General features: G+C 69.3%; 13 protein-coding genes and 1 tRNA gene. 10 read left to right on the plus strand and 4 right to left on the minus strand.

Annotated elements, in window-relative coordinates; all coding sequences use genetic code 11:
- Positions 1-58 precede the first annotated feature (58 nt).
- The 6 genes from ACLHG5_RS00040 (at position 59) to ACLHG5_RS00065 (ending at position 6,377) form a co-directional block, all read left to right on the plus strand.
- Positions 59-1,297, plus strand: coding sequence for a sensor histidine kinase (locus tag ACLHG5_RS00040; RefSeq protein ID WP_411316258.1), 1,239 nt, complete (start codon positions 59-61; stop codon positions 1,295-1,297).
- Positions 1,294-2,466 (plus strand): hypothetical protein, encoded by a 1,173-nt coding sequence (locus ACLHG5_RS00045; RefSeq protein ID WP_411316257.1) that lies wholly within the window; start codon positions 1,294-1,296, stop codon positions 2,464-2,466. Before ACLHG5_RS00040 ends, ACLHG5_RS00045 begins: the two co-directional genes overlap by 4 nt.
- Positions 2,453-3,121: a response regulator gene (locus ACLHG5_RS00050; protein WP_411316256.1), complete on the plus strand. Its 669-nt coding sequence runs from the start codon at positions 2,453-2,455 to the stop codon at positions 3,119-3,121. Before ACLHG5_RS00045 ends, ACLHG5_RS00050 begins: the two co-directional genes overlap by 14 nt.
- Positions 3,121-3,786: a thymidine kinase gene (locus ACLHG5_RS00055; protein ID WP_411316254.1), complete on the plus strand. Its 666-nt coding sequence runs from the start codon at positions 3,121-3,123 to the stop codon at positions 3,784-3,786. Before ACLHG5_RS00050 ends, ACLHG5_RS00055 begins: the two co-directional genes overlap by 1 nt.
- The gene (locus tag ACLHG5_RS00060; protein ID WP_411317495.1) at positions 3,783-5,648 is read left to right on the plus strand and encodes a DUF4012 domain-containing protein; all 1,866 of its coding nucleotides are present in this window, start codon (positions 3,783-3,785) and stop codon (positions 5,646-5,648) included. The genes ACLHG5_RS00055 and ACLHG5_RS00060 overlap by 4 nt, the downstream gene beginning before the upstream one ends.
- Before the next feature lie 105 nt (positions 5,649-5,753).
- Positions 5,754-6,377, plus strand: a complete 624-nt coding sequence (locus tag ACLHG5_RS00065) for a hypothetical protein (protein ID WP_411316252.1) — start codon at positions 5,754-5,756, stop codon at positions 6,375-6,377.
- Positions 6,378-6,548: 171 nt separating this feature from the next.
- Here ACLHG5_RS00065 and ACLHG5_RS00070 read toward each other — a convergent pair.
- From ACLHG5_RS00070 to ACLHG5_RS00080, 3 genes are all read right to left on the minus strand, one after another.
- Positions 6,549-6,622 (minus strand) — tRNA-Pro (locus tag ACLHG5_RS00070).
- A gap of 32 nt (positions 6,623-6,654) precedes the next feature.
- Entirely contained in the window at positions 6,655-7,623 is a 969-nt protein-coding gene (locus tag ACLHG5_RS00075) for a metallophosphoesterase (RefSeq protein WP_411317496.1), read from the minus strand.
- Entirely contained in the window at positions 7,620-10,157 is a 2,538-nt protein-coding gene (locus ACLHG5_RS00080) for a transglycosylase domain-containing protein (RefSeq protein ID WP_411316251.1), read from the minus strand. The genes ACLHG5_RS00075 and ACLHG5_RS00080 overlap by 4 nt, the downstream gene beginning before the upstream one ends.
- Before the next feature lie 38 nt (positions 10,158-10,195).
- Between ACLHG5_RS00080 and ACLHG5_RS00085 the strand changes: the two genes are divergently transcribed.
- Together ACLHG5_RS00085 and ACLHG5_RS00090 are read left to right on the plus strand one after the other, a co-directional pair.
- On the plus strand, positions 10,196-10,369 hold the full coding sequence (locus ACLHG5_RS00085) for a hypothetical protein (RefSeq protein ID WP_411316343.1): 174 nt from the start codon (positions 10,196-10,198) through the stop codon (positions 10,367-10,369).
- On the plus strand, positions 10,369-10,830 hold the full coding sequence (locus ACLHG5_RS00090) for a RidA family protein (protein ID WP_411318392.1): 462 nt from the start codon (positions 10,369-10,371) through the stop codon (positions 10,828-10,830). Before ACLHG5_RS00085 ends, ACLHG5_RS00090 begins: the two co-directional genes overlap by 1 nt.
- A 32-nt stretch (positions 10,831-10,862) precedes the next feature.
- Here ACLHG5_RS00090 and acs read toward each other — a convergent pair whose 3' ends face one another.
- A complete protein-coding gene (gene acs, locus ACLHG5_RS00095; protein WP_411317497.1) occupies positions 10,863-12,830 on the minus strand; it encodes an acetate--CoA ligase in 1,968 nt (655 codons plus the stop codon).
- Between the two features lie 419 nt (positions 12,831-13,249).
- Here acs and ACLHG5_RS00100 point away from each other — a divergent pair, with 419 nt between their 5' ends.
- Entirely contained in the window at positions 13,250-14,461 is a 1,212-nt protein-coding gene (locus tag ACLHG5_RS00100) for a TadA family conjugal transfer-associated ATPase (protein ID WP_411316248.1), read from the plus strand.
- Entirely contained in the window at positions 14,448-15,446 is a 999-nt protein-coding gene (locus tag ACLHG5_RS00105) for a type II secretion system F family protein (protein ID WP_411317498.1), read from the plus strand. The genes ACLHG5_RS00100 and ACLHG5_RS00105 overlap by 14 nt, the downstream gene beginning before the upstream one ends.
- Positions 15,447-15,491: the final 45 nt, after the last annotated feature.

The raw sequence follows: 15,491 nt of genomic DNA on the forward strand, positions 1-15,491 counted from the left end.
GCGTGGGGCGACCGGGTCGTCAGCGCCCGAATCGTCGACGAGTCGGACAGGAGCGCACGTGAGCGACGAAGTGCGCACCATCGACGGGCCGCTCCTCGGTCGGGCATTCGCCGCCGGATCTCGAGCGACAGCGTCGATGGCCCTCGTCGCGTCTCTCGTCGTCGCCCTCGTGTTCGCCGCCTCCGACAGCGGCCTCCCGATCCTGCTCAAGTCGAGTCTTCTCGTCGCGACGCTCGCGTGTCTCGGTCTTCTCGTGTGGACGCGGTCCTGGATGTCGGGGGTCGCCTACCTCGTCGTGGGATCGTTCGCCGTCTGGGCCTACGTCGGCACCTTCGCCCCGTATGTCAGCGAGAACGAGTTCTTCGACGTCATCGCGGTGACGCTGCCCCACGTCGCCCTCGTTCTCGTCGGATCACCCCGACGACGGCTCGGCGACGCGGCGATCTGGAACACCGCGGGCTATCTCGCGGGAACGGCCGCGGGGGTCATCGCCCTCCTCGGCACCGGCGAGGTGTACCCGTTCTGGTCGCTCGTCACCTACGCCTACGCCCTGTCGCTCGTGCTCCTCACGCTCGCGTGGATCGGCAACCGGCGCGACGCGTTCTCGATCGCCCCCATTCGTCAGGCCGCCCACGACGAGGTCGCCGCGACCGCGCGGGCGCGCGTCGAGGCGAAAGCCGCGGCCCTCCTGCACGACACCGTCCTGAGCCACCTCGCGGCGATCGCGCACGCGCCCGACGGACCCCTCGACCCCGATCTCGCGCGGCAGATCGAGTACGACCGCGCGACCATCCTCGGAGAAGGGTGGCTCTCGGAGTCATCGACCAGCTCCACTCTCGTCGCGGAATGGGAAGACAGCGTCCTCTACCGCGCCGTCACCGAGGTCGAGAGATCGGGGCTCACGGTCGAGCTCAGCGGAGATCCCCTCGCGGCTCTGCGGTTGCCTTCGGGCCGGCTCGCCGAACTCTCGCTCGCCGTCAAGCAGTGCCTCGTGAACGTGCGTGTGCACTCGGGTCAGGATCGCGCCGAGGTCGCGGTGCACGCCGCCGACGACAGCGTCATCGTCATGGTCATCGACACCGGTCGCGGGTTCGACGAGGCCGCGGTCGGATCGGACCGCTTCGGCATCAGCGGATCTGTTCGCGGCCGCATCGACCGTCTCGGAGGGTCGACGCAGATCTGGAGCACACCGGGGGAGGGGACATCCATCATCCTCGACGTGCCCCTCGAGGCGACTGCGCCCCTCGAGGCGACCCGGCCGATGAGCGCGACGCCGAGCTTCGAGGAGAGGTCGTGACGGCGGGGCACGGCGCGCGATTCGAGCGAACCCGCCAGCAGGTCGACCCCGCCGTGACGACGGGTTCCCACATTCCGAGTGTCATCCTCGCGATCGGATCCGTCGTGTGGGCCGGAGGCGTCACGATCGTGAGCCGCACTCGCGACGACGGCGTCGGGGTGGCCGGCCTCGAATACGAATTGCTCGCCCTCAGCGTGCTCGCTCTCGCAGCGCTCGTGGTCGCCGTCGGGTCGAACCCCCTCCGGGCACCCTTCACGCGGCTCTCGCACGTGACCGTGCACGCGCTCGTGATCGCGGCGGCGGTCATCCTCGCGTGGGGCCTCCGCGGTGTCGACCCGTGGGTTCGCGACGATTGGCCCGCGCTGAGCCTCGCGCTCCTCATCGTCGCGATCGGCGCGTACCGCCCCGTGGGCGAGATCCTCGTCTTCTCGTTGACCTCGGCGACCGCGATCGGTGCCATCACGTGGATCAAGAGCGACGCCGCCGCAACGGATGCCCCGGCCGTCGCCTTCGTCGTCATCGTCGTGGCACCGCTCGTGTGCGTCGCCCTCGGTGTCGCGGCCTCGACGGCGATCATCATCGCGTCGCTCGAGCGACAGAACCTCGAGGAGAAGACGGTCGCGGCGGCGGAACTCGGCGACGTCACCGCGGCGGTCATCAAATCGGTGCAGCGTGATCGCGTGAGCGTGCTCGGTCGAGACGTCTCCCCCTTCTTCGACGAGGTGATCAAGCGCGGTCAGATCACGGCCTCGGATCGTGAGCGCGCGCGAGCGATATCCGACGACATCCGCGGCATCATGGTTTCGGAGGCCGGACGCAGCTGGCTCGACCTCGCGCTCGGCAGCGTCGTGCGATCGGGGGAGTGGCCCCACGTCGTCGACGACCGGCACGGGCTCGCCGACTCGTTCAGTGAAACCCAGCGCCGCGCCATCCGGGCACTCTTCATCGAGCTCGACGGCGACCAGAGCCTCGATCGGATCGCCGTGCGGCTCACCAAGAGACTCGATCGCCCGTTCTGCGTGATCTCCGTCGCCCTCGGGGCGACGGCCCACGACATCCACTCCCGTTACGACGCCGTCTTCGCCGTTCTCCGAATCGCCTTTCCGGCGTTGAACGTCGACGTCACGCCAGGCACGATCATTGCGAGGTTCCGAATTGACCAAGGCTGATCCTTCCGCGGAGGCGAGACGCACGCGCCTCGCGATCCTCGACGACCACGAGATGCTGCTCGACAGTATGAGCTCGTGGATCCGCAGCAACGCCCCCGACTTCGACCTCGTGCTGAGCGCGCACACGTGGCTCGAGCTCGTGCACAGCAACAACTTTCCGACCGACCTCGTGTTCATCGACTTCCAGCTCAAAGAGAAGGTCTCGATCGAGGCGCGCGTGCGCACGTGCCGTGCTGCGGGCGCCAAGGTCATCGTCATCACGAGCCTCGACACGACCGAGGCGCGTGACCGGGCGCTCGCAGCGGGCGCATCGGCCTTCCTGCTTAAATCGGCTCCCATGCGTGAGGTCATGGACGGCGCCCGCGCGGTCATGGGGCTCGAGCGCGGCCCCCACCAGGCGACCGACTGGCGGCCTCTCCCGAGCGGTGCGGTCGGACCGGTGCGCCCGCGGTTGAGTGCGGGGGAGGCCGAAGCCCTTAGGCTCTACGTGTCGGGCTCGAGCACGGTCGAAGTCGCTCGCGCGATGAACGTCCAGTACGAGACCGCGAAGACATACATTCGGCGCGTCCGCGAGAAATACGCGAAGGCCGACAGACCGGCGAGCAAGAAGGCGGACCTCACCCGCAGAGCCGCCGAGGACGGATATCTCACCTAGTGGCCAAGCTCTACTTCCGGTACGGCGCGATGAACAGCGGCAAGAGCACGGCGATGCTGCAGGCGGCGTACAACTACGAGGAGCGCGGCCAGCACGTGCTGCTCGCCAAGCCCCGCATCGACACCAAGGGCGACACCGCCATCATCTCGAGGCTCGGTGTCGGGCGCCCCGTGGACTTCGTCATCGCTCCCGACGACAGCGTCGCCGATCTCGTCGCGGCGCAGACGGCGAGGGTGCGCGCCGAGACCGGCGACCGGGTCAGCTGCCTCCTCGTGGACGAGGCGCAGTTCTTGACCGAGTCGCAGGTCGACGACCTCCTACGCATCGCTATCCTCGACGACGTTCCGGTGCTCGCCTACGGCATCCGCACCGATTTTCAGACTGCGGCCTTTCCGGGGAGCAGGCGCCTGCTCGAGGTCGCGCACTCGCTCGAAGAGCTCAAGACCATCTGCCGGTGCGGCCGCAAGGCCGTGTTCAACGCGCGACGCGTCGGTGACCGGTTCGTCTTCGACGGCGATCAGGTGGCGATCGACGGCGTCGATGTGGCCTACGAGTCGCTCTGCGGCGCGTGCTACCTCGACGAGAGCGGCGGCACGTTGACGAGTGGTCGCCGCGGCGTGGCCGAGTTCAGCTATCGCGCCGCACCCGATCCCGACTTCGCGTGACCGAGGCAGCGCTGCCCCAGGGTCATGGGGGAGTCGTCGCCGGTTCGGCGGGGCGCCAGCCGTGGCGGCGCCGCGCACTCCTCGCGGCGATCATCGTCGTCGTCGTTCTCGCGGTGGCCGTCGCGTGGGTCGCATTCCGCTCCCTCGCGGCTCGAGGCGAGCTCGAGGGCGCCCTCCCGGCGGCCGAGGTCGCGCGCTCCGCGATCCTCGCGGGCGACGTCGACGGGGCGGCCGCAGCCGTGCGCGACGTCGAGACGCGCGTCGTGTCCGCGGAGCGGTTGACCTCGGATCCCGTCTTCGCGCTCGCGACGGCGCTGCCGTTCGTCGGGCCCAACCTCGAGGCGTTCCGCACGGTCATCACGAGCCTCGACGAGGTGACCCGCAACGCTCTCGTGCCCCTCGTGGGCGATCCCGAGGCGATGTCCGTGGAGGCGTTGCTGCCCGTCGACGGTCGGATCGACATCGAGGCACTCGAGCGCATCGCGCCCGTGCTCACCGCGGCCGACCGCTCGTTCGAGCGCGCCGTGGGCGCTGTGCGGTCGGTCGACACCTCGCGTGTGGTCTCGCCGGTCGGTGACGCCGTCGACGAACTCGAGTCGGTGCTCGCCGAGGCCTCGACCCTCGTCTCCTCGGCGTCGCGGGCAGCCGATCTCCTCCCGGCCGCGCTCGGGGCGGACGGCGACCGCAACTACGTGCTCGTGTTCCAGAACAACGCCGAGGTGCGGGCGACCGGGGGGCTACCGGGTTCGCTCGCGCTCGTCTCGACGTCGGACGGCCGCTTCGAGCTCACGGGGCAAGCATCCGCCGAGTCCTTTCCGACCTACCCCGATCCCGTGATCGACGTCGATGCGGCGACACAGAGTCTCTACGGCGGTCTCACCGCGCGCCTCATGCAGAACACCAACTCCACGCCCGACTTCGCGACGGCGGCCGAGGCGATCGCCGCGATGTGGGAGCGCCAGTACGGCGTCGACGTCGACGGGGTCATCGCCGTCGACCCTGTGCTCCTGAGCTACCTCCTCGAGGCATCCGGCCCCGTGGAGCTCTCGACCGGCGACGTCATCGACTCCGACAACGCCGTGCCGTTCCTGCTCTCGGACGTCTACGCGCGATACCCCGATCCCGACACGCAGGATCTCGTGTTCGCGGATGCCGCGCGCGCCGTCTTCGACACGCTCTCGACCGACTCGCTCGACCCTGCCGCCCTCGCCGATGCGCTCGCGCGCGGGGGTGCGGAACACCGCATCCTGCTCTGGAACGCTCGCGACGACGAGCAGGCACGCCTCGCCGGAACGACTCTCGCGGGGGGCCTGCCGGCGACGAACGACGGCGCGACGGCGATCGGGGTGTACTTCAACGACGCGACGGGGGCGAAGCTCGGCATCTACCTCGACGCCGACGTGAGCCTCGACGTCGACGCGTGCAACGCGGAGAGCCTCGCGACCTACGCGACGACTGTCGATCTCGCGTCGAGCGTGCCGCTCGACGGGGGCACGAGCCTACCGGAGCGCGTCACGGCCGGGGGAGTCTTCGGTGTGGAGCGCGGCACCGTGCGCACGCGCGCGATCGTCTACGGACCGGTCGGCTCGCGCGTGACGACGGTGGAGGTCGACGGGGCGCCGACCGACGCGCAGACCGTCGAGCACCTCGGCCGACCCGCGGTGCAAGTGATCGTCGATCTCCCCCCGACCACGTCGGCCTCGGTGAGCGTAGAGTTCGCACTAGAGCTCTCTCGACAGACTCCTCCCGAGGTGGCCGATGCGGCGACCGACGGCGCAACAGACCCCGTCATCACGGTGACTCCCCTCATTCGCGAGGTGCCGACGAGAATTTCCTCACGCGATTGCGGAACTTCGGGGTAGTATGGCGAATCTCGGGCCCGAGTGTCACCCAACACTCGCGCACACCCAACCGAGAACCCGAACGCGTCCCTAGCGCGCATAACCAAACACGAGGATCACCCGAAGATGCTTCGACCCACTATTGCCGCGCTCAGCGTGGCCTTCATCGCCGCGCTCGCGGCGCCCACAGCAGCCATGGCCGCCCCCGCCACACAGCCCGAGAGCCACTGCGGCGTCGGCGTCGGCGGAGTCGTCGTCGAGCAGCCGATCGACGAGGAGTACGCCAACGGGCGCCTCGTGGCGGCAGACTCCTACTCGGTCGCCCCCGGCGAGACCTTCGCGGTCACGTGGAGCGACGGATACTTCACTCCTGACGCCGACGTGACCGTCGCCGTCGCGGGGGTGTCGGCCGAATCGGCTGACATCGTTGCGGCAACCGGTTCCGCCGCGGGAACCCTCTCGACGGCGGCAGCCGCCAACGGTTCGATGACCGTCGAGGTCACCGCCCCGCTCACGTCGTCGGGATCCCTCTCGGTCGACGGCATGTCCGACGGATCGTGCGGTGGCGTGACCGTCGCCGTGACCGACTCGAGCCCCGTCGCCGTCGCCGCCGACTCTCAGACCGACGAGCTCGCCTTCACGGGCTCGAGCGTCGCGACGATCCTCGGTGTGACCGGTGGCGCGGCTCTCGCGTTCGGTCTCATCCTGCTCGCCGTGCGTTCGCTCTCGCGTCGTCACCAGACCGAGTAGCACGCTGAACCCCGAAGGGCCGCACACGAATCGTGTGCGGCCCTTCGCCGTTTCCACCGCCCGTGCACTGGGCGGGATCTGCCGGTCGTCGGCCGTGCGCCGACCTCGGTCGCGTAGCCGTTAACGAGCGAATCGCCCTCCCGGAGGAGGGCGATTCGTGTCGTGCTGATGTCGGGGTAGCGGGATTTGAACCCACGACCTCTTCGTCCCGAACGAAGCGCGCTACCAAGCTGCGCCACACCCCGATCAACACCGTCGATCGCGACCGACCGTGCTTCTACCCAGAATAGCCCACATCGTCACCCGTGAGGGTCACGACGACGGCTTCGGGACGACACGCGAAACGCACGGGGGCGTAGATCGACGTGCCGAGTCCCGCGGAGACGTTGAGGTAGGCCGCACGCAACGCGTGATGCCACAGGCTCAGGCCCTTGACCTGGTCGCGCGGGATGTCGCAATTGGTCACGAGGGCGCCATACCCCGGCACGCACACCTGCCCACCGTGGGTGTGTCCCGCGAAGATCAGCTCGGCGCCGTTGGTGACGAGCGAATTGAGAACGCGGCGATAGGGGGCGTGTGTCACGCCGATGGTCACGACATCGGAGCCCGTGAGATCGGACTGCCAGCCGACGTTCTCCCGCAACTCGTCGAGCGCGCCGGGGATCTTGTCGAGGCGGTCGAGCCCGATGTGCGGGTCGTCGACTCCGACGAACTCGAACTTCGAGCCCTTCATCGAGATCGCTCGAGCGGTGTTGTCGAGGGAGAGCCAGCCGAACTCGTCGAACACCGCGTCGAGGCTCGCCGTATCGAGGCGCGACGGGGCTCGGTCGGGCACGCTCGACGGGCCCGCGAAGTATCGCAGCGGGTTCTTGGCCGAGGGTCCGTGATAGTCGTTCGACCCGTGCACGAAGACCCCGGGAACACCCGAGAACGGCTCCAGGGCTTCGCGCACCCCGGCGATGCCGTCTGCATGACCGAGGTTGTCACCGGTGTTGACGATGAGGTCGGGTTCGAAGACCGCGAGCCCGCGCAACCACTCCTGCTTGGAGCGTTGCCACGGGGCCATGTGGATGTCGGAGAGGTGCAGCACCGTGATGGGCCGCGCTCCCGGCGCGAGCACGGGGACGGTCTCGTGACGAACCGTGAAGGCGTTCCTCTCGACGAGAGCCCCCCACGCGAGTGCCCCCGCGCCGGCCGCGGCGACCGAGGCCGCCGCGACGACCGCGGATCGCGACCGCGAGGTCACGAGCAGTCGGGCCGCTCGTCCGAGTCTCCCCGACCGACCGTGATCGTCACGCCGTCTTCGGTCGAGACCGTTTCGCCCGCGGCGGGCGAGCTGCTGCTGATCTCGCACTCGGTGCCGCCCGCGGCGAACTCGACGGTGATGTTGCCGCGATCGAATCCGGCCCGGCGCAACAGCGACACGGCTTCACTCGGCGAACGACCATTGAGGCTCGGCATTTCGACCGACTGGGACCCGTCACTCGGATTGACCTCGACGACGGAGCCCCGCGAGACCTGAGCTCCCGCTCCGGGACTCGACGACGCGATCTGGCCCTCGGGGAGGTCGGAGGCGACGGGCTGTCCGAGCGCGAACTCGAGGCCCACACCCTCGAGGAGCGCTTGTGCGGCCTGAGGGCTCTGGCCCGCGACATCCGGCACAGCCTGCGTGAGGCCGCGCTGGAGGTTCGTCGGGGGCTCGGGGAAGCCGGTCTGAGTCGCATACGACGGGTTCGTGTGCAGCGACTGCAGGATGCTGTTCATGATCGGCCAGCGCGCGCTCGCAGCAGTCTGGCCCGCGACGGTGATCGCACGGAGCGACTGCTGACCCTGGATGTTGCCGACCCAGACCGCGGTCGCGAGGTTGACGCTCGACGAGATCATCCAGGTGTGGAAGGCGTCGGCCGTTCCGGTCTTTCCGATGAGCGGCGTTCCGTCGTAGGGGTTGGCGGCCGAACCGGTCCCGCCGTTCATGACGGCCTGGAGCGCGGTGGCGGCCGCTGCCGCGACCTCCGGCGAGATGGCCCGCGCGCAGTCCTGCTCCTGACCGACGAGCTCGTTGCCGTCGGGGTCGACGACGCGGTCGACGGCGATCGGCTGGCACAGGATGCCGCCGCTCGCAACGGTCGCGTAGGCGTTCGCCATCGTGAGGGGCGCGACCTCGTCGGTTCCGAGAACCATGGGGGCGAACGTCTGCAGCTCGCCGCCGTCGGCCCGGTGGACGCCCATCGATACGGCGGTGTCGCGGATCTCGCACAGGTCGAGTTCTGACGCCATGTCGTAGAAGGCCGCGTTGACCGAGCCCGCCGTCGCTTGCGTCACCGACATCCGACCGGCGTTGCCACCGCCGTCGTTGCGCACGGTGTAGGTCGCGTTGCCCGGCGAGCACGCGGCGGGAAGTTGCGCCGCGGTGTACTCCCGCTGGGTTCCGTCGACGAATTCGTTGAGCCCGCGGCCGTTCTTGAGCCAGTCGACGAGAGTGAAGAGCTTGTACGACGAACCGGACTGGAAGCCCGACGATCCGCCGTAGTCACGGTCGGTGTTGAAGTTGACGGCCGTCGATGTGGGGTCTTCCGGCACCTCGGAGTTGTCGAACGGCTTGTTCTGCGCCATGACGACGATGCGGCCTGTGCCGACCTGGATGGTCGATGCGGCCGCGCCGAGAGCGAATCGGGTCTCGTTCGCGGGAGCGTTCGCGGCGAGGACACCTTCGGCGTGCGCGTTCTGGTCGAGGTCGATCGTCGTGTAGATGTCGTAGCCGCCCTTGGTCCACGCGGCCTGGCGGTCTTCGGGGGTGGCTCCCAGGGCCTCGAGGTTGGGGACGTTGCGCACGACGTAGTCGCAGAACTGCTTGGCTCCGGTGGCGTAGTTGCACCCGCTCGCCGGGGCCGACAGCTTGATGGAGTTCTCGTTGACGGTCGAACTCGTCGCGCGCTCGTACTCGTCTTGAGTGATCATCCCCTCGTCACGCATCGTGCCGATGATGACGTCGCGCCGCGTCTGGTTGCGCTCCCAGTTGTCGGGGTCGTTGGGGCTGCGCAGGTTGGGCTGCTGGACGATAGCGATGAGGCTCGCGGCCTGCGCGATGTTCAGGTCTGCAGCCGACGTGGAGTAGTAACGCTGAGCGGCGGCCTCGATGCCGTAGGTGTTGCCGCCGAACCCGGCGATGTTGAGGTAGCCGAGCAGGATCTCCTGCTTCGTGTAGCGCTTCTCGAGACCGATGGCGAGCTTCGCTTCGCGCAGCTTGCGGTCGATCGAGTTGTCTTGCGCCTCGAGAACGAGCGCGTCGCGCTCTTCGGGCGTCGGCGCGTTCTGGGCGTCCTGGATGGCGGCGTTCTTGACGTACTGCTGCGAGATGGTCGATGCGCCCTGGAGGTCACCGCCCGTGACGTTGTTGAGCGCCGCACGCGTGATCCCCGCGAGGTCGACGCCGCCGTGCTCGTAGAAGCGCACGTCTTCCGCGGCGACCGCGGCATCCTTGACGTTCTGCGAGACGTCGTCCCACGCGACCTCTTCGCGGTCCTGATTGAAGACCTCGGCGAACGGGACCTGCTTGCCGCCCGAGAGCGCCCACAGTGTGTTGCGCTGAGACTGCTGGTTGATCTCCACGTAGTCGGGGAGGTCGTCGAAGATGCCGACGGTGCTTTGCGCCGTCATGCTCGTCACGGCGAGAGCGGGGGTGACCATCGCGGTCACGAGGACGCCTGCGAGAGCGCTCAACCCGACCAGACCGGCGAGGGCCCCGAGCACGCCGACAGGCTTGGTGTTTTGGGCAGACATATCATCAAGAGTAAGCGACGCCCGCCAAATCTGACTGAATGGATGCCGAGATGACCACGTGGGAGTACCTGACCACCCCCCTGATGATCCACAACACCGCAGCGATTCTGAACAACTGGGGCGACCAGGGCTGGGAGCTCGTGCAGGTCGTGACGGGCCCCGAAGGCGGCCTCGTCGCCTACCTCAAGCGCGAGAAGACCGGCGGCGAGTGATGGCGTCGATCGAGTCGCGGCTCTCCGAACTCGGGCTCGAGATCCCCGCGGTCGTCGCCCCCGTCGCCGCCTACGTGCCCGCCGTCGTGAGCGGAAACCTCGTTTTCACCGCGGGACAACTGCCCATGGTCGACGGGGCGCTCGCCGCGACGGGCAAGGTCGGGTCGACGGTCGATCCCGACCACGCGAAGTCGCTCGCCGCGACCTGCGCGCTCAACGCCCTCGCGGCCGTCGAATCCGTCATCGGATCGCTCGACCGTGTGACGCGCGTCGTCAAAGTGGTGGGGTTCGTGGCATCCGCCCCCGACTTCACCGGGCAGCCCGGGGTCATCAACGGTGCGTCCGAGCTGCTCGGCGAGATCTTCGGCGACGTCGGCGCACACGCCCGCAGCGCCGTCGGTGTCACCGTGCTTCCGCTCGACTCGCCCGTCGAGGTCGAACTCGTCGTCGAGTTCGCCTAGAGACCGCCCCCGGCGGGCTCGCGTGGGCCCGTTTACTTCATCGTGTCGCTGATGATCTGCATCACCGAGGTGTCGGCGAGGGTCGTCGTGTCACCGATCTCGCGGCCCTCCGCGACATCCTGCAACAACCGCCGCATGATCTTGCCCGAGCGGGTCTTGGGCAGCTCATTGACGATGAAGATCTGCCGCGGTCGGGCGATCGCCCCGATCTGCTCGGCCACGTGCCCGCGCAAGAGAGTCGACGCTTCATCCGCGGTCTGCTTCGCCGCCTGCTTCGACCTCAGGATCACGAACGCCACGACGGCCTGACCCGTCGTCTCATCGGCGGCACCGACGACGGCGGCCTCCGCGACGATCGGGTGAGACACGAGGGCCGATTCAATCTCCGCCGTCGACAAGCGGTGGCCCGAGATGTTCATGACGTCGTCGACGCGGCCGAGAAGCCAGATGTCGCCGTCGGGATCGACGTGCGCCCCGTCGCCCGCGAAATACTTCGCGTCGCCGAGAGCCTCGAAGCGCGACCAGTAGGTCTCGCGGAAGCGCTCGGGGTCACCCCAGATGCCGCGCAGCATCGACGGCCAGGGCTCGGAGACCACGAGCAGCCCGCCGTTGGGCGGGTCGACGCGCGAGCCGTCCTCGCCGAGGACGTCGATCGTGATCCCGGGGATCGGCACCTGGGCGGAGCCGGGCTTGAGCGTCGTGAGCCCGGGGAGGGCGGAGATCATGATCGCCCCCGTCTCCGTCTGCCACCACGTGTCGACGATCGGCGTGACGCCGGCCCCGATCACCTCGCGGTACCAGATCCATGCCTCGGGGTTGATCGGCTCACCGACCGAGCCGAGCAGACGCAGACTGCTGAGATCCGACGCCTGGGGGATCTCCCGCCCGAGCTTCATGAACGTGCGGATCGCCGTCGGCGCCGCGTAGAGGATGCTCACGCGGTACTTCTCGATGAGCTTCCACCAGCGACCGGGCTCCGGGGCATCGGGCACCCCCTCGTACATGACCTGGGTCGCGCCGTTGGCGAGCGGCCCGTAGACCACGTAGCTGTGGCCCGTGACCCACCCGACGTCGGCGGTGCACCAGTAGACATCCGACTCGGGGTGCAGATCGAAGACGTTCCTGTGCGTGAACGCGACCTGCGTGAGGTATCCGCCACTCGTGTGCAGAATGCCCTTCGGTTTCCCGGTCGTGCCCGAGGTGTAGAGGATGAAGAGCGGATGCTCGGCCTCGAAGCCGAGCGCCTCGTGCTCGTCGGCGGCGTCGGCCATCGCATCGTGCCACCAGATGTCGCGGTCATCCGTCCACTCCACCTCGTTCTCGCCGCGGCGCACGACGAGCACGTGCTCGACGCTGTGCTCGCCCGGCTTGGCGAGGGCGGCATCGACGGCGGGTTTGAGCGGAAGCACGGCGTTCTTGCGCCACCCGCCGTCGGCGGTGATGACGAGGCGCGCGTCGGCGTCGTCGATCCTCGCGCGCAAGCTGTCGGCGCTGAACCCGCCGAAGATCACGGAGTGCACGGCGCCGATGCGCGCGACGGCGAGCATCGCGACGACCGCCTCGGGGATCATCGGGAGGTAGACGGCGACGCGGTCGCCCGCGACGATGCCGAGGTCGAGGAGGGCGTTCGCCGCCCGTTTGACCTCGGCCGTGAGCTCGGCGTAGGTGACGGTGCGGGAGTCGCCGGGCTCGCCCTCCCAGTGGATCGCGACGCGGTCGCCGTTGCCCGCGATCACGTGTCGGTCGAGGCAGTTGTATGCGACGTTGAGCTCGCCGTCGGCGAACCACTTCGCGAACGGGGGGTTCGACCAGTCGAGAGTCTCGGTGAAGTCCTTGTGCCAGTGCACGAGAGAGCGGGCCTGTTTCGCCCAGAACGCGAGCCTGTCGTCGGCGGCCTCGGAGTAGAGCGACGGAGTCGCGATCGACCCCTCCGCGAAACTCTCGCTCGGCGGGAACCGCCGGGTTTCGAGCTGCAAACTGTCGATCGAGTTGCTGGCCATGGGGATCCTCTTCGATCTCGAGAAGCCCGGGCGGGCTCCATCTGGGGCGTGGACCGAGTCTAGGGAGAGACCGAGGGTCTGTCAGGACGAATCGGGGGGCGGCGCGGTCGACCCGACGCGGAAAAATGGTGCGCCGGCACTCTCCTTTTTTGCAGGGTCGAGAGCTACACTGGCGAAGTCGATTTGATTCGATGAGCGATGCCGACGATTCCCCCCAATCAGGCGTCGCTGTGGCGGCACCAGTTTCCCCCAACCGGTGCCGCCCCTCTTCTTTAACGAGCGCGTCTGCGGGTTCACGGGCGCTCCTGCGGGTTCACGCTCCTCTCCTCTCCTCTCCTCCCGTTCCGGCGGTCGACGCGAGAGCGCACACCGACGCGAGCTCCGCGCTGAAGTGCCTCGCGAGGGTCGACCATCGGGGGATGCGGCTCGATTGCGACACCGACGGCGTCACCCCGGGGGCGGGAGCGCGTGCATTTGCCACCCCCGTTCCTTTCGTCGCTGCGCGACCCGAGCACACCGACGTCGAGGGTGGCCCGGGCGGTTCGGGTGATCCGGGGGTGGTGGGCGGCGGCGGCCAGGCCCCCGGTCGTGCTGCTCGTGGTGGTGGCGTTCGCTCGGCCCCCGACCGCGCTGGAGCCGCGGAGTTCGGTCACCTCGCCGACGTCATCTCCGACGGCACCGTGACGGATGTCTTCGTCAACGGGGTCGGGCCCTACTGGGTCGATCGTGGTGCGGGGCTCGAGCGGGAACCCGACCCCGGCGTGAGCGAGATCGAATTGCGTGCCCTCGCCACGAGACTCGTGAGCGCGGGAGGACGACACATCGACGAGGCCGCGCCGTGCGTCGACGTGCGGCTGCACGACGGCATCCGCGTGCACGCCGTGCTTCCACCCGTGTCGCCGGCCGGAACCCTCCTCTCGGTGCGACTCCCCCGGGCCGTGCGCCTCACGATCGACGACCTCGAACGCGGCGGCTTCTTCGCCGTCGTGGCGCGGTCCGTGGTGCTCGAGCTCGTGCGAGAGCGCCGCAACATCCTCCTGACCGGAGCGGGAGGCAGCGGCAAGACGACGGCGCTCGCCGCACTCCTCGCGGGGGCGCGTGCCGCGGACCGCATCGTCGCGATCGAAGACGTCGCCGAACTGCGCGTCGACCACCCCCACTTCGTCGGACTCGAGGCACGCCAGGCGAATATCGAGGGCGCCGGTGAGGTGACGCTCACGCGACTCGTGCGCGAAGCACTGCGGATGCGGCCCGACCGACTCGTGCTCGGCGAGTGCCGCGGCGCGGAGATCCGCGAGCTGTTCTCCGCCCTCAACACAGGCCACGACGGGGGAGCGGGCACGCTGCACGCCAACTCCCTCGCCGATGTTCCCGCTCGACTCGAAGCGCTCGGCGCTCTCGCCGGACTCGACGCGACCGCGACCGCGCGCCAAGCCGTGAGCGCGATCGACGCCATCCTGCATCTCGAGAGAACGGATCGCGGCAGGCGCATCGTGGCGATCGGTCGGTTCGCGCTCGACGCTCGCGACCGGCTCGCGGTCGTGCCGATGGGTGGCGGTGACGGTGGCAGCGGTGGTGGCGGCGGGGACACCGGCGGCGGGGCGGGTGGGCAATCCGATGGCCACGCGTGAGCCCGGACTCGAGGCGGTCTCGTCGAGCGTGCACCGGCTCGGCGTGCTGCTCGGCGCCGGAGTCTCGCCCGTCTCGAGCTGGGCGCACGTCGCGGCGCTCGGAACCGCTCACACGACACCGCTCCTGACCGCCGTCGCGCGGGCGACCTCGCGGGGTGCGCCGGCCGACCGAGCCATTCTCGAGGGGCTCGAGCTCGCCCACCCGAGCCATCGCGGGGCGTGGCGCGCGGTCGCCGCGGCGTGGCGCGTCGCCACGGTGTCCGGCGCCCCGCTCGCCCCGACTCTCGGCGAGGTCGCCGCGTCGCTGCGGTCGGTCGCCGCAGTGCAGCGCGACCTCGGTGTCGCGCTCGCCGGCCCCGTGGCGACGGCTCGACTCGTCATGGTGCTCCCCGCCGTCGGGCTTCTCTTCGGGGTCGCGCTCGGGTTCGACACGATCGGCACACTCTTCACGACTCTCCCCGGCGGTGTGTGCCTCACCGCGGGTGCCATGCTCATGGGCGTCTCGGCGCTGTGGAACTCGCGCTTGCTCGCACGAGCGCGGCTCGACGACGCGACCCCCGGCATCGAGCTCGACCTCACGGCGATCGCGGTCTCCGGGGGTGCGGCGCTCCCTCGAGCGCGGACGACCGTGCGCGAGGCGATCGCCGCGTGCGGGCTCGCCGATTCCGGCGGCGTGCGGCGGGACGCGGGCGCACCCGCAGCCGGGTCTGCTGCCGAGTCTGCGCGCGAGCCCGCCCGTGAGCCCGACGCCGTCGATGCGGTGCTCGGGCTTTCCGAGCGCGCGGGGGTTCCCGCGGCCGTGCTCTTGCGGAGCACGGCCGACGAAGTGCGCCGCGACGCGCGCAGCGAGGGAGAGCGTCGGGCCGCGTCGCTCGCGGTGACGCTCATGCTCCCCCTCGGCATCTGCGTGCTCCCCGCCTTCATGCTCCTCGGTGTCGCGCCGCTCCTGCTCTCGGTCATCTCGTCCACAGTCGACGGATTCTGACCTCCTCCGACCGTGTCGGTCTCGACGTCCCACGACGGGAGCACG

Origin of the sequence: Marisediminicola sp. LYQ85, assembly GCF_046600695.1 — a bacterium.
Classification (GTDB): domain Bacteria; phylum Actinomycetota; class Actinomycetes; order Actinomycetales; family Microbacteriaceae; genus Marisediminicola.